The sequence below is a fragment of the Natronorubrum daqingense genome, from assembly GCF_001971705.1.
Taxonomy (GTDB): Archaea; Halobacteriota; Halobacteria; order Halobacteriales; family Natrialbaceae; genus Natronorubrum; species Natronorubrum daqingense.
In genome coordinates this window covers 26673-45667 of sequence record NZ_CP019327.1, presented here as the reverse complement: position 1 = coordinate 45667, position 18995 = coordinate 26673, and the positions used below count along the sequence as shown (strand labels likewise).

At 62.0% G+C, this 18995-nt stretch carries 14 protein-coding genes; 6 read left to right on the top strand and 8 right to left on the bottom strand.

The genetic code is table 11. The annotated features are described in order from the left end of the window. Nucleotides 1–175 precede the first annotated feature (175 nt). The gene (carB, locus tag BB347_RS00190) at nucleotides 176–3406 is read right to left on the bottom strand and encodes a carbamoyl-phosphate synthase large subunit (protein WP_076579661.1); all 3231 of its coding nucleotides are present in this window, start codon (nucleotides 3404–3406) and stop codon (nucleotides 176–178) included. A gap of 330 nt (nucleotides 3407–3736) precedes the next feature. Continuing rightward, the gene (locus BB347_RS00185) at nucleotides 3737–4273 is read right to left on the bottom strand and encodes a DUF5815 family protein (RefSeq protein WP_076579663.1); all 537 of its coding nucleotides are present in this window, start codon (nucleotides 4271–4273) and stop codon (nucleotides 3737–3739) included. 119 nt (nucleotides 4274–4392) lie between these two features. Here BB347_RS00185 and BB347_RS00180 point away from each other — a divergent pair, with 119 nt between their 5' ends. Continuing rightward, complete coding sequence (locus BB347_RS00180) at nucleotides 4393–5043, top strand: trimeric intracellular cation channel family protein (protein WP_076579665.1); 651 nt, start codon at nucleotides 4393–4395, stop codon at nucleotides 5041–5043. A 28-nt stretch (nucleotides 5044–5071) separates the two neighbouring features. Here BB347_RS00180 and BB347_RS00175 read toward each other — a convergent pair whose 3' ends face one another. From BB347_RS00175 to BB347_RS00165, 3 genes are all read right to left on the bottom strand, one after another. Further along, nucleotides 5072–5482 carry a DUF7124 domain-containing protein gene (locus tag BB347_RS00175; RefSeq protein ID WP_076579667.1) on the bottom strand — a complete coding sequence of 137 codons (411 nt, stop codon included), beginning with the start codon at nucleotides 5480–5482 and terminating at the stop codon, nucleotides 5072–5074. An 84-nt stretch (nucleotides 5483–5566) separates the two neighbouring features. Beyond that, entirely contained in the window at nucleotides 5567–5803 is a 237-nt protein-coding gene (locus BB347_RS00170; protein ID WP_139326966.1) for a hypothetical protein, read from the bottom strand. Nucleotides 5804–6002: 199 nt separating this feature from the next. Further along, on the bottom strand, nucleotides 6003–7241 hold the full coding sequence (locus BB347_RS00165; protein WP_076579676.1) for an NAD(P)/FAD-dependent oxidoreductase: 1239 nt from the start codon (nucleotides 7239–7241) through the stop codon (nucleotides 6003–6005). A gap of 326 nt (nucleotides 7242–7567) precedes the next feature. On the opposite strand from BB347_RS00165, the gene BB347_RS00160 reads away from it, so the two are divergent. Together BB347_RS00160 and BB347_RS00155 are read left to right on the top strand one after the other, a co-directional pair. After that, nucleotides 7568–8161, top strand: coding sequence for a DUF6149 family protein (locus tag BB347_RS00160; protein ID WP_076579678.1), 594 nt, complete (start codon nucleotides 7568–7570; stop codon nucleotides 8159–8161). 170 nt (nucleotides 8162–8331) lie between these two features. Further along, the gene (locus tag BB347_RS00155; protein WP_076579680.1) at nucleotides 8332–9570 is read left to right on the top strand and encodes a polysaccharide deacetylase family protein; all 1239 of its coding nucleotides are present in this window, start codon (nucleotides 8332–8334) and stop codon (nucleotides 9568–9570) included. A gap of 22 nt (nucleotides 9571–9592) precedes the next feature. Here the strand turns inward: BB347_RS00155 and BB347_RS00150 are convergent, their stop codons facing one another. From BB347_RS00150 to BB347_RS00140, 3 genes are all read right to left on the bottom strand, one after another. Further along, nucleotides 9593–10927, bottom strand: a complete 1335-nt coding sequence (locus BB347_RS00150; RefSeq protein ID WP_139326984.1) for an ABC transporter substrate-binding protein — start codon at nucleotides 10925–10927, stop codon at nucleotides 9593–9595. A gap of 203 nt (nucleotides 10928–11130) precedes the next feature. Further along, nucleotides 11131–12480 carry an ABC transporter substrate-binding protein gene (locus tag BB347_RS00145; protein WP_076579684.1) on the bottom strand — a complete coding sequence of 450 codons (1350 nt, stop codon included), beginning with the start codon at nucleotides 12478–12480 and terminating at the stop codon, nucleotides 11131–11133. Nucleotides 12481–12623: 143 nt separating this feature from the next. Continuing rightward, nucleotides 12624–13970 carry an ABC transporter substrate-binding protein gene (locus BB347_RS00140; RefSeq protein ID WP_083687699.1) on the bottom strand — a complete coding sequence of 449 codons (1347 nt, stop codon included), beginning with the start codon at nucleotides 13968–13970 and terminating at the stop codon, nucleotides 12624–12626. Nucleotides 13971–14320: 350 nt separating this feature from the next. Between BB347_RS00140 and BB347_RS00135 the strand changes: the two genes are divergently transcribed. The 3 genes from BB347_RS00135 (at nucleotide 14321) to BB347_RS00125 (ending at nucleotide 18938) form a co-directional block, all read left to right on the top strand. After that, a complete protein-coding gene (locus BB347_RS00135; RefSeq protein ID WP_076579690.1) occupies nucleotides 14321–17545 on the top strand; it encodes a methyl-accepting chemotaxis protein in 3225 nt (1074 codons plus the stop codon). An 80-nt stretch (nucleotides 17546–17625) separates the two neighbouring features. Continuing rightward, nucleotides 17626–18507, top strand: coding sequence for a homoserine kinase (locus BB347_RS00130; RefSeq protein ID WP_076579692.1), 882 nt, complete (start codon nucleotides 17626–17628; stop codon nucleotides 18505–18507). Nucleotides 18508–18602: 95 nt separating this feature from the next. Beyond that, nucleotides 18603–18938 (top strand): hypothetical protein, encoded by a 336-nt coding sequence (locus BB347_RS00125; RefSeq protein ID WP_076579694.1) that lies wholly within the window; start codon nucleotides 18603–18605, stop codon nucleotides 18936–18938. Nucleotides 18939–18995: the final 57 nt, after the last annotated feature.

Below are 18995 nucleotides of genomic sequence, written 5' to 3'. Positions count from 1 at the left end.
TCGGATTCGCTCACTTCGCTCACTTACCCCGCTCTGCTCACGGGAGCTGCGCTCTTATTCACACGGCTCGAGGGACGCGAAGCATCCCGTACAGGTGCAAAAACGTTCAACTGGACTCGAGCACCCACATTCGGCGACCGAGTAGAAGATGTCGAACGGAAAGAGTGCGGACCGATCAGTCAGAGCGGCCCCACTCGCTCGAGCGCTTCGGACGGTCGGTGATCGGCTGGACGTCGATCGGTTCGTCCGTGGACTCGAGTGCCTCGAGTGCGGCCTGTGCGCTGGCGGGCGTCGAGAAGTAGGTGATCTCCTCCTCGACGGCGACCTCGAGTAAGTCGCGATCCCGCGAGACGATCAGATCGACCTCACCCTTCTTGACGGCGTCCACGAGGTCGACGGCCTCACAGAGGTCGAAGTGGTCGGTGTAGCCATCGACGATCGCCTCGCCGGCGTCGGTCTCGGGGTCGGGGAACTTGTCGGCCGAGAGGTCGACGATCGCCGTCCCCGACTCGGGGATCGGTTTGCCCGTCGCGTCCTGAGCCTTGTCGTATGCTTTGCCGAAGGAGTCGGCGCTGCCCATCACTTCGCCCGTGGATTTCATCTCCGGGCCGAGACGCGGGTCCGAGCCCGGCAGGCGGTCGAACGGCAGAACGACCTCCTTGATCGAAGTCTGCTCGGGAATCTGCTCGTCGACGTCGAGGTCGGCGATCGATTCCCCGGCCATCACTCTGGCCGCGAGTTTGGCGATCGGGACGCCCGTCGCCTTCGAGATGAACGGCACAGTACGCGAGGAGCGCGGGTTGGCCTCGAGGACGTACACCTCGCCGTCGCGCACCGCGAGTTGAACGTTCAACAGGCCGACCGTCTCGAGGGCTTCCGCGATATCTTCGGTGACCTCGCGGACGCGGGCCAGCGTCTCGCCGTCGAGCGAGCGTGGCGGGATCATGCAGGCCGAGTCGCCCGAGTGGACCCCAGCGGTTTCGACGTGTTCCATCACGCCGCCGATGAGGACGTCCTCGCCGTCCGCGACGGCGTCGACGTCGAGTTCGATGGCGTCCGCGAGGAAGTCGTCCACGAGGATCGGCTTGTCCGGACTCACGCGAACCGCCTCCTCGATGTAGGTCTCGAGTTCCTCGTCGTCGTAGACGACCTCCATCGCGCGCCCGCCGAGCACGTAGGAGGGACGCACGAGCACGGGATAGCCGATGTCGTGGGCGAGTTCCATCGCTTCCGTCTCGCTGTAGGCGGCCCCACCTTCGGGCTGGGCGATGCCCAGTTCGTCCATGAGCGCGTTGAAACGATCGCGGTCTTCGGCGAGGTCCATCGCCTCGACGCTCGTGCCCATGACCTCACAATCGAGTCCGCGGCGGTCGATCTCGTCCTGGAGCGGATCGCCGATGTTGACCGACGTCTGGCCGCCGAACTGGACCATCACGCCGTCGGCGTCGGCCGCCTCGGCAACGTCGGCGACCTCTTCGGCCGTGATCGGCTCGAAGAACAGCCCGTCGGAGGTGTCGTAGTCCGTCGAGACCGTCTCGGGGTTGTTGTTCACGACGTGGGCGTCGATCCCCTGCTCACGCAGCGCCTGGACGGCGTGGACCGAACAGTAATCGAACTCGACGCCTTGCCCGATGCGAATCGGGCCGCCGCCGACGACGATCACGCTCTCGACGTCGCGCTCGACCTCGAGTTCTCCCGAGGCGGCGTCGCCGACGAGCGGCCCAGACTCGAACTCCGGCTTGCGTGCGGAGTAGTAGTAGGGCGTCTCGGCCTCGAACTCGCCGGCGCAGGTGTCGACCTGTTTGTACGTGCGTCCGGGAACTTCCTGTTCGACGGCGTCGACGTCGACGTCGCCGCCTGCAGTCGCAGCGATCGTCGCGTTCGTGTGCCCGGCGATGGCGGCTTCGGTGAAGTCGCCTTCCTGTGCGGCGAGTGTCGAGTCGGCGATGCGCTTGAAGCGCTCGGCGTACCACTCGAAGATGCCCGACAGGGAGACGACCTCGTCGACGTCGTACCCGCGCTCGAACGCTTCGAACAGCGCGTACGGACGATCCGGCGACGGACGCTCGAGGTAGTGGGACTCGAGTTCGTCGTCGCTCACGTCGGCCCAGTCGACGTCGGGTTCGTACTCGGAGGAGCGAAGCGCCTTGAGCAGACTCTCCTCGAAGGTGCGGCCGATGGCCATCGCCTCGCCAGTCGACTTCATCGCCGTCGTCAGTTCGAAGTCGACGTCGTCGAACTTGTCCTTGGGCCAGCGCGGCACCTTCGTGACGACGTAGTCGATCGCTGGCTCGAACGCGGCGGTCGTCTCGCCCGTGATCTCGTTGGTGATCTCGTGGAGGCGCTTGCCGAGTGCGACCTTCGCGGTCACGCGAGCGATTGGGTATCCCGTCGCCTTCGAGGCGAGCGCGGAGGAACGTGAGACGCGCGGGTTGACCTCGACGACCCGATACTCGCCGCCGGGCGTGCCGTCGTCGCGCCAGGCGAACTGGATGTTACAGCCGCCCTGAATCCCGAGTTCACGGATGACGTCGAGCGCCGCGGTGCGCATCTCCTGGTGGCCCTCGTCGGGAACCAGTTGGGAGGGCGTGACGACCGTCGACTCCCCGGTGTGGATGCCCATCGGATCGATGTTCTCCATGTTACAGATGATGATACAGGAGTCGTCGGCGTCGCGCATGACCTCGTACTCGTACTCCACCCAGCCCGCGATGGACTCGGTGATGAGTACCTCGCTGTTGCGCGAGAGGCGCAGGCCCTTGCGGACGCGACGAAGGAGTTCGTCGAACTCGTGGACGACACCGGAACCCGAGCCACCCAGCGTGTAGGTGGTGCGGGCGATCACCGGGAGGCCGCCGACCTCGTCGACGGCCGCCTCGACGCGCTCCTCGAGGTCGTCCTCGGTCAGTTCGACGACCGCTTCACCCTCGTCGAGCGAGATGGTCGTCGAAGCCGGCACCGGCTGGCCGATCTTCTCCATGCGCTGGCGGAAGAGGTCTCGGTCTTCCGTCGCGTAGATGGTGTCGAGGGGGGTGCCCATGATCTCGACGTCGTACTCCTCGAGTACGCCTTCCTCGGCCAACTCGGCCGTGACGTTGAGGCCGGTCTGGCCACCGAGGCCGGCGATAACGCCGTCGGGACGCTCCTTCCGGATGATCTCCGAGATGGCGTCGGTGGTAATCGGCTCGATGTAGACCTCGTCTGCCATCTCCGGATCGGTCATGATCGTCGCGGGATTGGAGTTGACGAGGACGACTCGAGCACCTTCCTCCTGCAGTGCTCGGCAGGCCTGTGCGCCGGAGTAGTCGAACTCCGCGGCCTGTCCGATCTGGATCGGGCCGCTCCCGATCAGCAAGATCGTGCGTCCATCCCCGGTGTCGCCCTCGCCCTGCTGGTCCGTGCTCATTTTGCTTGTTGGATCGCAGTTCGTACATCGTAATAAGCCCCACGATACAGTACGAATCTCGAAATGGCTTTTCGAATTTCGAACTCGTGTGGTGAGAATCGGCCTCGAGTGGCGAGCGAGCGCCAGAGGGCCGGCGCGGACGATTACAGCGGGTTAACGAGATAGGGGAGTGGCGTGGTACCGTCCAGCAACCGGTTTGAGACCCACTCGGCGGACTCCCGTTTCGGGACCGACTCACAGCGAGCAGGTCGACTCGCGAGGAGGAGACGTCGGTAAGCGCGTCGTCGGCCGTCCAGCGCATGCAAAACGCGCGCAGAAAAGGTATTCAATTTAGAGTGCGCGGTCGTGTTCGCTCTCGAAATCTCGTTGGCGACGGTACTGCTCGACGAACTCGCTCACGTCGAACTCGAGCATCTGCGATTCGAAATCCGTAACGGCGTTGTCGTCTTCGGCGTGACTGATCGCGTGATCCATGAGCTCGACGACGAGTTCGACGATGATCTCGTGGAGTCGCCGCGAGTCGAAGTCGCTCACCCAGAGCATCGCGTAGCCGACGCCGCCGTCGTCGCTGGCGTCGTAGGTGACGATTTGCTCGGGAAACTCCTCCATGACGACTCCCAGTAGGTGTGGCGTGCCGAACTCCTCGAACTCGTCGGCGGGTTCGATCGTCTCCTGTAAGATGGTGACGAGCGATTCGGGGAAAAAGCGCGAGGGCGGATGCACGTCGGTGACGACCGCGTGCGTCTCGCCACAGTCACACGCGTACTCGCGCATGCCCAGATCGATCGCGTGAGGGTCGAGCGTCTCCCCACAGGGTAACTCGAGCGTTCGATCGCCGCCGGAACCCGGGACGCGGGGCGCTGCCATTACCGGTAAGTTGGGCCAGCGAAGCCATAAGCGCGGCGACTCCGCGCGTTAGTTCCGGCCTCGAGACGGCGGACGGTCGAGACGGTGCCCTCAAGACCGTCCCGACGTGAGGTAGTGCAATGACTCAGGCGTTTCTGGCAGGGGTATTGGATCCGTTCGCCGTCATGAACGCAATCGGATTGATCGCGTTCGCGCTCGTCGGGTCGACCAAGGCGATACGCCGGGAGTTCGACCTCTTCGGCGTCGCGGTCGTCGGCCTCGCCACGGCGTTCGCGGGGGGCGTAACCCGAGACATCCTCGTCGGACGAATACCGCTGGCCCTCCAGTTGCCGGGTGAAATCGCCCTCGGAACGATCGGCGTGCTCCTGGCAATCGGATTGCACCTCGTGCTCGATTCGGCCGACGATCACCCAGTCGCGCTGGTAGCTGACGGCGTCGGACTCGGCGCGTTCACGACCGCCGGTGCGATCGTCGCGGTAGACGTCGGCGTCTCGGGCTTCGGCGTCGTCGCGATAGCGACGATCAACGCAGTTGGCGGCGGAGCAGTCGCGGACATTCTGCTCAATCGATCGCCGTTCATCCTGTTCGAGGATTTCTACGCGAGCTGTTCGGTACTCGGCGCTATCGTCTACCTCGGTGCAACGATTGTGGGCCTCACCGCCGGGACTGCGGCGGCCGCGTGCGCCGGGACGACCGTTCTGGTACGGCTGATCGCGGTCGCCTACGGCTGGACGCTTCCGACGGCACAGTCGATCCAACGAGTGAACTGAGTCGGCAGAAACCGAACCGACTCGAGTCTCAGGGCCAGTCGTCTCGGACCTGTTCGGCGTCGTCGTCGCCAGCGTCGGCGTCCGAGGCGACGATCCAGTCTGCGGCCTCTGCTGCGTCCTCGACGGCGAGGTACTCCCAACCGACGTCCTCCGCGAGTTGCTCGTCTTCCTCGCTCGAGGCGATCAAGACGTATCGATCGGTGTCGAACTGGTCTTTGACACCCTCGAGGCTCTCGGCTTTTCCGCGCGGGCCCGAGAAGAAGTCCTGTCGGATACGGTTCTTTCGCGTGAAGTTCGTGACCACGTAGGTCGGCTTCTCGGAGACGACGCCGATATACTCGGTCCAGCCTCTGGCGTCCTCGAAGACGCTCTCGGGCGACGCGAGTTCTTTCAGCGCCTCGAGTTCGAACGCGAGCGTCATGTCGCTACCGCCGTTCATACCTGCACGGAGACGCGCACGGGGGAAAACGGCTTCGATACGTGCGACTCGTCCCCTCGCGATTTCGACCGGTTCGTGATCGCCTCAGGGTCGGACGACGCGTAGATACTCAGTAAACACGATGATCTCACCGACCTCGAGGTCGGTACCCGTCGCCGGGATCGGTCGGTTCCCTTCTAGTGCCGCATAAATCGTCTCCAGTGTCTCCGTCTCGAGTTGGTCGACGTGACGAACGGTCGCGTCGCTGGTCACCGACTCGACTCGCTCGAGGCGAAGCGATTGGTGGCAGTGATCGCTGTGGTGGAGTTCACTGGACGCCATGTACACTGTTACCACAGGCCATGATAATACTTAACAGTTTCGCCAAATCAACTGTCGGTCACGGTGTCAAGAGACGCGTAACACAGTGTTGTAACAAACGACGCACGAGTGAAATCGACGCGAAAGAACCGTTCGGGCAGAATACGACGAAGAGTCGGGATGAACGGCCGTCTCGATCGACGAGGGCGACCCCCGTTCGTCAGGATTGCTGTTCGGGGGCGAGGTTATCGAGGTCGACTTGCTTCTCGAGGAGGACCTCAGCCTGATCGGCGACCTCGCGCTGTTCTCGCATGAGCTGTTTGAACGTGCTCTGTGGTGAGAGATCGCCGATGAGGACGCCGCCGACGATCTTGCCGTCTTTGAACGCGACACGCCGCCACTCGGTGTCGCTGTACTTTGCCTCGGCGTGCTCGTCGCCGAGCGTCGGGTGGCCAAAGGAGAGGAACGGGAAGTCAAAGTGAGTGATCGAGTACGAGGAAACCCACTCGAAGGCCTCCGCTTCGTCGTCCGCGGCCATGTTCACGGCGGCGACGCGACCCTGTTCCTTGGCCGACCCCCACGAGCCGTTCTGGGCGTGCTCGCCCAGCAAGACGTCGTAGAATCGAGTAATGTCACCCGCCGCGTAGATGTCGTCGACGTTCGTCCGCATGTACTCGTCGACGACGATACCATTGTTCTGCTCTAAGCCCGCACCGCGGAGGAACTCGGTGTTGAACGTCAGACCGATCGCGACGCCGGCGAAGTCACAATCGTAGCGCTCGCCGTTCGGGTCGACGGCCCCGACGACGTGCCCGTCGTCGTCCGTTTCGAATCGATCGACCCCGCTGTCGAAAACGGGTTCGACGCCGACATCTCGCATGCCTTCGTGCATGATTTCGGCACCCTCTGCGGAGAGCGCGTAACGCCACCAGCGATCGCCACGCATCAGGTAGTCGGCTTCGATTCCCTGCGCACCGCAGACCGCCGCGAAGTCGATTCCGAGGAGCCCCGCGCCGACGATGACGCCGCGGTCGGATCGTTCGGCGTGTTCTTTAATCCCGCGGGCGTCCTGGAACGTCCAGAAGTGATGAATTCCGTCGGCATCGCTGTTGTCGACGGGCAACTGCGTCGGCGTCCCACCGGTCGCCACCAGCAACTTGTCGTAGCTGATATCGCCGGAATCGTGCGTATGAATGACGTTCGCGTCGGTGTCGACGCTCGTTACGTGGGTATCGAGCGAGAGCTCGATATCGCGTTCTTCGTACCATTCTTCCTCGTGAATCGATATCGGCGCCTCCGGGAGCTTGCCTTTCGCGTGCTCTTTGATGAGAATCCGGTTGTACAGGGGCTCCCCCTCATCGGTGATGACGGTAATCTTCGCATCCGGGTCTTCTTCCCGGAGGGTCTCGGCAGCCGAACTGCCCGAGATCCCGTCACCGATGATCACGTACTGGGTCATATCACGACGGTTCGTAATGCGGGTTAAAGTGGATTGCTATCTCGTCCATTTTGCCTTGCACGGGATAGAAATGGAACAGATGTACACTGTAAGCCGTATTGAGAAGTACATCGGAAGACAAACACGCAAATTCCGTTCCAACGGTAGAGATTGCAACGTTTGCTGCTAGCTGAGACAAACCGCAACCGGGCGACGCTGTCGACTCCCAACGACGCTCGAGCAGCAGTATCGTTCGCACTTACCATCGACGTTCGAAGCCAGCATCGCCTCCGAACCCACTGTCGACGTCCGAACCGTTCTTTAGTCGCCCCCGCCTACGACCGCACATGAAACTCCGGCAGAACGCACGTCACTTCGCATCCCGGAAAGCCCTCGAGACCCCCGTCGTTCGGTCGGTCGCGAAGTCGGGACTCGTTCGCTTACACACCAAGATTTTCCTCGGGAAAGCGGATCCGGAGCGCGCGGACGAACGGAAAGACCGACTCGACGACCTCTTCGACGCGACGGTCGACACCTACCTCCGTGCGCTACAAGACGGCTACTCGGAGGCCGAGGCCCGTGAAATTACCCACATTCAGGCCAATTTCGATTTCTACAACCACGGCTGGACCGAGATGATGGAGTTCCCCGCGGACGAACTCGAGGCCCACTACGACCGCTACGGCGAGTTCTTCGAACGGTGGGACATTACCATCGACGACCCGCTCGGACAGTTCGCCCCCGCCGACGGATTGGCCGACGCTCCGTCGACGCCCGAACGACTCGAGGACCCCGAGCACCCCCACGCCGAAGGCGGATTCGCCGACGACGTCTACGTCGAGACCGAAGACGGCGACCTCGTCGTCGGCGGTCAGTCGGAACCCGACGACGCCGACATCTCGAAGGCCGTCGGCGTCGGCGACGACGACCTCGAGTCGTAATCGACCGCGTCTCACGCTCGAACCGTCGTGGAACCCTCGTTTTGCACGCATCCGAACAGCAGTAGTCGGTCGCGTACGGACCAGTAGTCGAAAGCTAGACGGGTCTCGTTGTGACGAACGAGACAGTAACGACCTCGTAACAATGCCACTCGTTGATCCTTCATCGATCGATGAAACGACGCGCGTACATGACGGCAATTACGGCGGGAACGATCGGCCTCGCGGGCTGTACAGACGCCAGCTTTCTCGAGAGCGGCGAGGAAGGCGACGATGGCGAGTCGACGAACGGCAACGGCGACGACGGCGACGATCGCGATCTCCCCGATGTCGCCGGCACCGACGACGACTTCGAGGACCTCGATCGATGGGAAGTAAGCGGCGGCACGCTCACGGCCGACGAGGATCGAGCACTCGTCGGCTCACAGGGTGCACGCCTCGAGATGACGGAAGGAACGGCACGGCTAACGAAGACCTTCTCGGAGGCACGCGATCTCTCGGCCGTCGTTCCCGGCGTTGCTGGCGCTGCAGGCGAACTCGTCGTCCCGTGGCTTCGGTTGATCGACACCGATCGCAACGCCATCGAGTACCGACGCGGCGTGAGCGAAGACCTCCCGCTCATGCGCTACAACTACGGAATAACCGACATCGACGACGGGTTCGACGACGAGTCCGTCGAAGAAGTTCACATCCAACTCACTGCCGGGGAGGATCAGGAACGGACGGTCTGGTTCGACGACTTCCACTTCACGCCGCGCCCGGAGACGGGGAAGGTGATGATCCAGTTCGACGACGGCCACGAGACCGATTACACGAAAGCCCTCCCGATCCTCGAGGAGTATGGCTACCCTGCGGTGACGTTCGTCAACAAGGATTACATCGACGGCGGCGACGTCGGTGGCGATCCGCGGTTGACGACCGACGAACTTCACGAACTCCACGACGCCGGCTGGTGTATCGCGAACCACACCGTGAGCCATCCGAATCTTTCTGAACTCGACGCCGAGGAACAGAAGGCCGAGATCCGTGACTCTAAGGAGTGGCTCATCGAGGAGGGGTTCGAGGAAGGGGCGCGGTACTTCGCCTACCCGTTCGGCGATTACGACGAGACGACTATCGAGCTCGTCGACGAGCACCACGAGATCGGCTTCGCCGGCGGGCAACCGGTCCAGGGATACACGACGAACACGAAACTGGCCTCGCGCATCGGCGAACCCGACGCCGAACGCGTCGAGACGGAACTCGAGCGGACCGCCGAGAGGGGTGGCATCACGTGCATTTTCTACCACCGACTCGAGGGATCGGATCTCGAGTCCTTCGAAACGCTGGTCGAGACGCTCCACGAGTACGAATCGTCGGGAGAACTCGAGGTGATCTTGCCACAGGATCTCGAAGAACGGTTCCTGTTCTAATCGTCGCCCGTCGAGGGACCGCTCACTCGAGCCACGCCGGCGTAACGTAGTCGGCGGTCGACTGCGATTCGGGCCAGATAACCTCCTGGACGCCCTCGCCGTCGTCGTTTTCTTGCCACTGGAAGTAGAGATTCTCGTCCTGTTGGTAGACGAGGTCGTGTGCATACTCGTGGTCGGGTTCGTGGAACTCGACGAGTCCCGCGCTACCGGTAAAGGACGCGTCCTCGAGCGTCGAGACCAGTTCGTCGGAGTCGAGGGTGTCCGCTTGCTCGACGGCGTCGGCGAAGAGCATCACCGCATCGTAGGTGTGATAGCCCGTGTAGACTGGGTTCGATCCGTCGTAGGCGTCTTGATACTCGCCGACGAAGTGCTGTGTGAGGTCCGTGATCTCACTCGTCGCCGTCGCGCTGGTCTGTCCGACGCCGTACCGACAGGCCTGATCGACCAGGTCGTAGTACGCTGGCAGTTGCATCGGGACGTGGATCCCCCCGAACGCGAACTGTCGCTGGGGAACTGCCCAGTCCAACAGCGCGTCGTCACCCGTGTGAGCAGTCGTAATGAACACCGCATCCGCATCCTGTTCTTCGGCCTCCGTGTAGAGGTCACCGAAATCGTCAGTCGCCGGCGGATATCGCTCTTCCGTCGCGATTTCGACACCCGCCCCTTCGAGCTGGTCCTGATAGACCTCCCACGGAGCCTCTGTCCACTCGTAATCCTCCGCGAAGAGCGCGATGGACTCCCAGCCGATCTCCTCGCTCATATCGTCGAGGAAGTCGACTTGCATCCGCCCGAGGTCGGCGTCGTTCGTCGGGCCGACACGGAAGTGGTACTTGTACCGGTCGTACTCCTCGTTGACCAACTGACTCGCGACCGTCGTTGCCGCGCCCGACGTGAGGTGAATGATCTCGTGTTCCGCGATATCGTCGAGGATGGCGAGTAACGCCTCGCTGGCGAACATCCCCACCGTCACGTCGACGTCTTCCTCGAGTACCAGGCGCTGATACTCGCGACGGGCCTCGAGCGGACTCGACTTCGTGTCGGCGATAGCGATGTCGACGTCGTGGCCGTTTATTCCACCATTATTCGCGAGCTCCTCGACGGCGAGTTCGGCAGAGTGGACGATCGATTGGCCGAGGTAGTCGTCGGCCGGATCAGGTGCCAACGCCCCGATCGTGATCGTCTCGTCCTCAGTCGTCGATCCAGAAACGGTCTCGAACGAATCCAGGCAACCACCGAGTGAAACACCGCCCGCAACGCCAGCCGTAGCCACAACGAACTGTCGTCGATTCGGGCGACGGGTCCGATCATCGCGCGTCGCTGTCTCCGCCTGCCGGCCCCACTGATCGGTATCGACCATACTGACGGTCATTTATATTGATATAACTTAGTATTTGTGAATAGGTACCAACCGTCAGAACATTGTTACACACAGGCATAACCGATAGACGGAGTATCGATTGTTCGTGTTTACTATCGATGAGGTCGAGAAAACACGCTCACGGCGGGCAAAATCGCGTTCGCAGACGGCCGATGTGACGGAACCGATCAGACGACCGGCACTTACGCGAGCCACGGCGGCGTGACGTACTCGCCTGCCGCATCGTCGGTCGCGTGTTCTTCGGGCCAGATAACCTCCCTCACCGGTTCTCCGTCGTCGGTCGTCTGCCACTGGAAGTAGACTGCCGTCGGTGTCTCCGGATCGAAGACCAGGTCGTGGGCAAACTCGTCGTCCGAATCGTGGAACTCGATGTAGCCACTTGCCCCCTCGTGTTCGATGTCCTCGAGTTCCGAGACGAGTTCCTCGGAATCGACCGTCCCCGCAGCCTCGACCGCGTCGGCGAAGATTCGCACGGCGTCGTACGTGTTGTACCCCATATCTTGTGGATACGAACCGAATTCGTCGGCGTACTCCTGGACGAACGGTTGTGTCGCGTCCGTAATCTCGCTCGTTTCCGTCGCCGTCGAGTAGCCGATGCCGTACTCGCAGGCACCCCCGATGTCGTCGTAGTACGTCGGCAGTTGCATCGGAACGTGGATCCCCCCAAATGCGAACTGTCGTTGGGCGGTCGACCAGTCGAGAACCGCCTCGTTACCGGTATGAGCGGTCGTGACGAAGGCCGCATCGGCACCGGCTTCCTCGACGTCGTCGTAGAGGTCCGTAAAGTCGTTCGTCGCCGGCGGATACCGTTCCTCGTAGACGACGTCGACTCGCGTGTCCGCGAGTTCGTCTCGGTAAATGTCCCACGGCTCGTCCGCCCACGGATAGTCCTCGGCTAACACCGCGATCGACTCCCAGCCGATTTCGTGGGCGTACTCGTCCATGAAGCTGATTTGTGCGTTACCGAGGTCCCGGTCGTTCGTCGGTCCAACACGGAAGTGGTACTTGTACCGGTCGTACTCCTCGGAGACCATTCGACTCGCCGCAGTCGTCGCCGCGCCCGACGTGAGATGGACCAGTTCCTGATCAGCGATCTCATCCATGATATTTTCGAGCGCGTGGCTGTCGAACATCCCCACCGTCACGTCGACGTCCTCCTCGAGGACGAGTTGCTGATACACCCGACGCGCCTCGGTCGGAGAGTCTTTCGTATTCCCGACGACCAGTTCGACGTCTCGGCCGGCGATTCCGCCGTCCTCGTTGAGTTCCGTCACTGCAACCTCAGCCGATTGCGCCATCGATCGACCGATGAAGTCGCTCTCCGGTTCCGGTGCCAAGACCCCGATACGGATCGTCTCGTCGTCATCCTGACTCGAGCCGACGAGTTCGTACGATCCGACACAACCCCCAAGAGAGACGCTCGCTGCAGCACCGCCCGTCGCTTTGAGTACCGTCCGCCGATTCAGCGAATCGCGTCCCACTCGAGAACCCGATCCGTTGTTCCCCCCACCTTGGCATAGATGTTCATGCATATGAGTCTGCGATTATCAACTAGATTGCTTAACAGTTATGAAAATATGATATTCATTTAGATAAGAGGTACTGGCACGATACCATTGCTCTAGTGAACGCCAGTCATACCATACGTTCGACGTTCCGTACCCTCGAGACGTACTTACACCCACTCGGGATCGACGTACTCGCCGGCAGCAAGATCCGTCGCCTGTTCCTCCGGCCAGATGATTTCCTGTACTCCGTCGCCGCTGTCGGTCGTTTGCCACTGGTAGAACAGCGTGTCTTCATCGGTGGAGACGAGGTCGTGTGGATATTCGTCGCCGTCGCCGTAGAATTCGACTGTGCCAGCGACGCCGTCGTACACCTCCGTCTCGAGTTCCGAGACGAGCGCATCCGTCTCGAGCGTTCCAGCGGATTCGACCACGGCTGCAAACAGGTTCACCGCGTCGTAGGTGTGATACCCCGTATAGACCGGTTCTGCACCGTCGAACTCGTCCCGGTAGGCGTCGACGAACGCCGCGGTGTCACCCCCGGCGAACTCGCTGTCTGCCGTCGCGCTGGTCTGTCCGACGGCGTACTCACATGCACCGTTCGTTTGCTCGAAGTACTCGGGGAGTTGCATCGGAACGTGAGTCCCGCCGAACGCGAACTGTCGTTGCTGTGTCGCCCAGTCCTCGATCGCCTCGTTTCCGGTGTGCGCAGCCGAGATCAACACCATATCGGCGCCCGCCTCCTCCGCCTCCTCGTAGCGACTCGTGAAGTCGTCGGTCGCCGGCGGATAGCGTTCGTCCACGACGAGTTCTACTCCGGTGTCCTCGAGTTCGGATTGATAGACGTCCCATGGCGCTTGCGTCCAATCGTAATTCTCTGCGAGAAGCGCAACCGAGTTCCAGTCGAGGTCGTCTGCCATCTCGTCGAGAAAGGACATCTGTGACGTTCCGAGGTGGTGGTCGTTCGTCGGGCCCACACGGAAGTGATACTTGTACCGATCGTAGTCGTCGGCGATCAGTTCACTGACCGTCGCTGACGCAGCCCCAGTTGTGAGGTGAATCGTCTCGTGCTCGGCGATATCGTTCATGATCGTTCTGAGCGCCGGGCTGTCGAAGACGCCCATCGTCACGTCCGCCCCCTCCCGTAAGACGAGGTGTTGATACTGGCGTCGGGCCTCGAGTGGCGTCGCGTTCGTATTGGCAACGACCAGTTCGACGGGCGTATCGTCGATACCGCCGTTTTCGTTGAGTTCGTCGACGGCAAGTTCGGCAGCCTGTGCCATTGAGCGGCCGATATAGTCACTTTCGGGATGGGGAGCGAGCAATCCGATCGTGACCGGTTCCTCGTCGTCACTGCTCTCGGAACCGACGCCGGTCGAGTCGAGACAACCTGCGAGTGAGAGTCCGGCAATTCCGCCCGCGGTCGATCGAAGAACGTGTCGGCGACGCACACTCAACTGATCGAGCGTGTTCGGACCGTTATCCTCGAGAGTCTGCATAGAGGACGTGTTTTCCATAGTGACTGTTAGTACGGAGTATATGTTTAACACTTGTGAATAAATCAATGCTACTACGTCAATTGGTTGTGTTTGTGTGCCATACGCTTAACAATAGTTAACTCGTTAGTCGAAGAGACTAGATCGACTCGAGGCCGTTTCGAGAGAAAGCGCGTTCGACGAACGGTGTAATTTCAGTACCTATTTCATTTCTGAATTATACTGCTGCTTCTCGTAGTTCATCGCTCGATGTTGTGTACTCATTCATAACTACCCGACGTTTTTGTAAAATGGACAACGTAAACCAATTATCATTCCCGATAACTGTGACTGACAATTTATGTAGGGACACTCGTACCCGTACAATATCTATGGACGTCTTTCGACGATTGGTGCCATCCGCGATCCGCCGTCGATACGCGGTCAAGTTCGGGATCGTGTTGTTGGTACTCGGTCTGGGTGTCGGATTGGTTGGATTCGTCGCGACTGCAGGAATCACCGACCAGGTAGAAGATCGGGTCCAGGACGATCACACGTCGTTCGCCGACCAGGAAGCACAGAACCTCCAGATGTGGAACGAGCAAAACGAGCACACCATCGGGGTGATCGCCTGGTCTGACGTCGTCGCGAGCGACGAATCAGCTGCGATCGAAGAACGATTCCTCGACTGGGAAGAGCATCTCGATGCGGACACGCACGCGATAAGTTACGTCGATACCGACGACGACGATGTTCTCGCGAGCACCGACCTCGACGCCGACACGGCAGCGGCCGAGGATATCGAAGGCGTCCCGGAGGAAGCGTACGACATCGCACACGGTGAGGCAGACGAGAGCCACCCGGAAGAAGTGCCGTGGGTTTCGGAACCGTACACCGTCGATCGTGACCTCGGTGACGAGGAGGTCGCCGTCATGACGTACGTCCAGTCCGTGCCGAACGAAGACGACCGCGCGATCGTCTACACGGCAGAAGTCGAGGCGCACGCGAACACCCTCGACGACGACAGCGGCGTTACCACGACGGTTCTCGACGGGAACGACGAGCTGATGATGGACAATGCCGACTACGGCGGCGACCACGAGACGCTCGGCGACGAATACGGCGGTGACATTGGCGCAATCGTCGATCCGGCCCGAACCGAGGGCGCCGGCACGCACGAAGTCGACGGCTCCGAACTGAACTTCGATAACAACGCCTACGAGATCGAAGACGACGACTACGTCGTGAGTTCGGCACGCGTGATGGGAACCGACTGGGTCGTCGTCACCCACGAACCCGAAAGCGAGGCCTACGGCTTCGTCAACACGGTCAACGACTGGGGATACATCGCTACGCTCGCCGGCGTGCTCATGATCGGACTCATCGGTGCCGTCCTCGGGCGCAACACCGCCGTCTCGATCGACCGACTCACCGGCAAAGCAGGCAAGATGGAAGACGGGAATCTCGACGTCGACCTCGAGACCAAACGCGTCGACAACATCGGCCGACTCTACAACGGCTTCGACTCGATGCGCGTCGCGCTCAGAGAGCAGATCGAAGAGGCCGAATCGGCTCGCGAAGAGGCTGAGCAAGAACGCAAGCGCGTCGAGCGAATCAACGACCAACTCGAGCGGAAAGCCGACGAGTACAGCGACGTCATGGAAGCCGCCGCCGACGGCGACCTGACCGCTCGCATGGACGCCGAAAGCGACAACGAGGCGATGGAAGAGATCGGCTCCGAGTTCAACCAGATGCTCGAGGAAATCGAGGAAACGGTCGCCGGACTCAACCGGTTCGCGACCGACGTCGCGACCGCTTCCGAGCAAGTGACGGCCTCGAGCGAGGAGGTGCGTTCGGCCTCCCAGCAGGTCACCGAGTCGATTCAGGAGATTTCCGACGGTGCCGAGCGACAGAATCAGTCGCTGCAGTCGGTCAACCAGGAGATGAGCGCGCTCTCGACCACGACCGAAGAGATCGCCGCCTCCTCGAACGAGGTCGCAGATATCGCCGAACGGACGGTCAACACCGGACAGGGCGGGCAGGAAGCCGCACAGGAGGCGATCGAGGCGATGAACGAAATCGAAACCGAAGCGGGAGATGCCGTCGACGAAATCCGCCGCCTCGAGCAGGAAGTCCAACAGATCGACGAACTGATCGCGACGATTTCCGAAATCGCGCGCCAGACGAACATGCTGGCGCTCAACGCGAACATCGAGGCCTCTCGCTCCGCGAGTGGCAGCGACGACGAAGGGTTCTCCGTGGTCGCAAAGGAAGTCAAGGCACTCTCCGAAGACGTTGCAGAAGCCGCCGACGAAGCGGAGGATCGCCTCGAGGCGATTCGCGAGCGAACCGAACAGTCCGCGGACGAAGTCGAAGGGACGAGCACCAACATCGAAAGTGCCGGCGAGCAGGTCGAAGAAGCCGTCGAGGCGCTCGAGCAGATTACCAGCCTCGCCCAGGAGACCAACGTCGGCGTCCAGGAAATCTCCGCCGCGACCGAAGAGCAAGCCGCCTCGACGCAGGAAGTCGTCGCGATGGTCGACGACGCGGCAACCGTCTCCGAGGAGACGACCTCCGAGGCGGAGAACGTCGCTGCTGCCGCCGAAGAGCAGACGACGGCGCTGACGGAAGTGACGGAATCCGCGTCGAACCTCTCCGGGCAGGCCGCCGAACTCTCCGAGGCGCTCGATCGATTCGAGACCGACGCAGCGCGGGCCGACCTCGAGGACACGTTCGACGACTCGGACGACGACGATTCCGAGCCGCCGGCGTTCGACGCCGAGGATGACGACGACGGCCAGCCGCCGTCGGACGATCACCGCGGCGGGCAGAGCATCACGTTCGATTCGTCAGAAACTGTCACGGATGAGGCGGACGATGCGGTGCCAGCCGAGGACTCACAATCCGCTACCGCGGCAGTGTCCGAGCCGAAACAGGCGACGGAACCTGCGGATCACGCGCCGGCGGAAGTGAGTGACGCACCGATTGAACCGGCAGAACCAGAACCGGAGCCTGCGAGCGACGCGCCGACTCGAGACGCCAAGACGAGCGGTGACGCGCCGGCTCGAGACGCTGACACGGGCGAGGTGGTCACTGGGAGTGAGACGACCACGACGCCAGTCGAACCAGCCTCGAGTCCCGACACGCTCGAGACCGAGTCCGTCGAACCCGACACGCAGGACGAACGGGTACCGGCGAGCGAGACACAGGATGGACCAGTCGCTGATCCAAAAGCGCCGACCGGTGACGGCTCGGAACTCGCTGCCGAGGATATCCTTGGACTCGACGACCACGCGGAGTCGGGTTCCACGGGCGACACTGCTGTGGACGAGACGGGGACGAGCACCGACCCATCGGCTGCGACGCCGCTCGAGTCGGAGGCTGACGGCGAAGACGACGACACGCCAGAAGCGGTGCCGTTCGCAGCGGGTGAACCGGAAGACGACGATGACGAGCAAACGTCGGGCGCAGCGGCGACCGACGCCGACGCGATCGACTTCAGCGGAGACGACGAAGCCGCTGCCGGCGACAGTGAGGCGGCCGCCGAAAACGCGGACGAAGACGCCGAAGACGGCGAAGACGACGTATTCACGTTCGGCGAGCCAGACGACACGTAACGTCGCCGCTCGAACCGAGATGGTCCGAACGGTCGTCTCGGTCCGCTACCTTTTTGCCTGCACTCTCGGAAGCACTCGGCATGCTCACCGTGCGGGCACCTGCGACGAGTGCGAATCTCGGGAGTGGGTTCGACGTGTTTGGTGTTGCCCTCGAGACGCCCGCCGACGTCGTCCGGGTCGAACGCGCGTCGGAAACGCGAATTACCGTCACGGGTGCCGGCAGCCAGTACATTCCGGAAGATCCGAACAAGAACACCGTCGGAGCGGTCGCTGAGGCCCTCGACGCACCGGCACACATCGAGATCGATAAGGGAATTCGCCCGTCCTCGGGTCTCGGTTCGTCCGCAGCGAGCGCTGCCGGGGCGGCGCTGGCGCTCAACGCACTCTACGACCGCGGGCTCTCACGGACGGAACTCGTGCCGATCGCTGCGGAGGGTGAAGCGCTCGTTTCCGGTGAGGCTCACTCGGACAACGTCGCTCCCTCGCTGCTGGGCGGCTTCACCATCGTCTCCGGCGACCACGTCACGCAAGTCGATACCTCGATTCCCGTCGTCGTCTGCCTGCCTGATCAATCAGTGTCTACGCGCGACGCGCGGGGTGTCGTTCCCGACTCGGCCGCACTCGAGGACGTCGTCGAGACCGTCGGAAACGCGGCGACGCTCACCGTCGGAATGACGCAAAACGATCCCGAACTAGTCGGTCGCGGGATGAACGACGCGATCGTGACGCCAAAGCGCAGCGCCTTAATCGACGGCTACGATCGCGTCCACGAAGCGGCCCTCGAGGCCGGTGCGACTGGCGTCACCGTCAGCGGAGCGGGTCCGGGAATCCTCGCCGTCTGTGAGGAACGTGACCAGCGCGACGTTGCCGGCGCGATGGTCGACGCGTTCGACGCGCTCGGTGTGACCAGTCGAGCCTACCAGACGCGGATCGGCGACGGCGCGCGGCTATACCGGGACTAGACGCCTGCGACCGAGTACGCATACGACCGACCAATTTAGTGGCATTACGAGCAGCTATCGGTGTCACGACCGTCTATAGGAATCACGAACATCTGATGGGGACCCTGATGGACGCCATCCTCGCGCTTTTCGTTCTCGCCGTCGCCAGTTTCGTGTTCGTGTTCGTGCTCGTCGACGCATCGCTGTCGGTGTTCGCCGCGCTCGTCGGGGGACTCGGAACAATCGGTTTCGAACTCCTCGCGTATCGCGACCCACAAACGGTTCGCGAATACTGGGAACGACCGGTCGTTCAGGTCGGTAGCGTCGTCCTCGCACTCGGCGGTGTCGCCGCCGGCGCGGTCGTTGCTCCCTCGAGCGTGTTGTCGTTCGTCCTCGGGTCGCTGGTGACGTATCTCGGCTTTTACTGTGCGATGGTTCTGTGGCGTCGTTGAGGGGGAATGCTCTCGAGCGTGAGAATCGGTGAACAGTCGGGTTGAGAGATCGACGAC

What these genes read in the sequence shown, in the direction of transcription:
- carB (WP_076579661.1), bottom strand. Translation starts at nt 3,406, where the DNA reads ATGAGCACGGACCAGCAGGGCGAGGGCGACACCGGGGATGGACGCACG.
- BB347_RS00185 (WP_076579663.1), bottom strand. Translation starts at nt 4,273, where the DNA reads ATGGCAGCGCCCCGCGTCCCGGGTTCCGGCGGCGATCGAACGCTCGAG.
- BB347_RS00180 (WP_076579665.1), top strand. Translation starts at nt 4,393, where the DNA reads ATGACTCAGGCGTTTCTGGCAGGGGTATTGGATCCGTTCGCCGTCATG.
- BB347_RS00175 (WP_076579667.1), bottom strand. Translation starts at nt 5,482, where the DNA reads ATGAACGGCGGTAGCGACATGACGCTCGCGTTCGAACTCGAGGCGCTG.
- BB347_RS00170 (WP_139326966.1), bottom strand. Translation starts at nt 5,803, where the DNA reads ATGGCGTCCAGTGAACTCCACCACAGCGATCACTGCCACCAATCGCTT.
- BB347_RS00165 (WP_076579676.1), bottom strand. Translation starts at nt 7,241, where the DNA reads ATGACCCAGTACGTGATCATCGGTGACGGGATCTCGGGCAGTTCGGCT.
- BB347_RS00160 (WP_076579678.1), top strand. Translation starts at nt 7,568, where the DNA reads ATGAAACTCCGGCAGAACGCACGTCACTTCGCATCCCGGAAAGCCCTC.
- BB347_RS00155 (WP_076579680.1), top strand. Translation starts at nt 8,332, where the DNA reads ATGAAACGACGCGCGTACATGACGGCAATTACGGCGGGAACGATCGGC.
- BB347_RS00150 (WP_139326984.1), bottom strand. Translation starts at nt 10,927, where the DNA reads ATGGTCGATACCGATCAGTGGGGCCGGCAGGCGGAGACAGCGACGCGC.
- BB347_RS00145 (WP_076579684.1), bottom strand. Translation starts at nt 12,480, where the DNA reads ATGCATGAACATCTATGCCAAGGTGGGGGGAACAACGGATCGGGTTCT.
- BB347_RS00140 (WP_083687699.1), bottom strand. Translation starts at nt 13,970, where the DNA reads ATGGAAAACACGTCCTCTATGCAGACTCTCGAGGATAACGGTCCGAAC.
- BB347_RS00135 (WP_076579690.1), top strand. Translation starts at nt 14,321, where the DNA reads ATGGACGTCTTTCGACGATTGGTGCCATCCGCGATCCGCCGTCGATAC.
- BB347_RS00130 (WP_076579692.1), top strand. Translation starts at nt 17,626, where the DNA reads ATGCTCACCGTGCGGGCACCTGCGACGAGTGCGAATCTCGGGAGTGGG.
- BB347_RS00125 (WP_076579694.1), top strand. Translation starts at nt 18,603, where the DNA reads ATGGGGACCCTGATGGACGCCATCCTCGCGCTTTTCGTTCTCGCCGTC.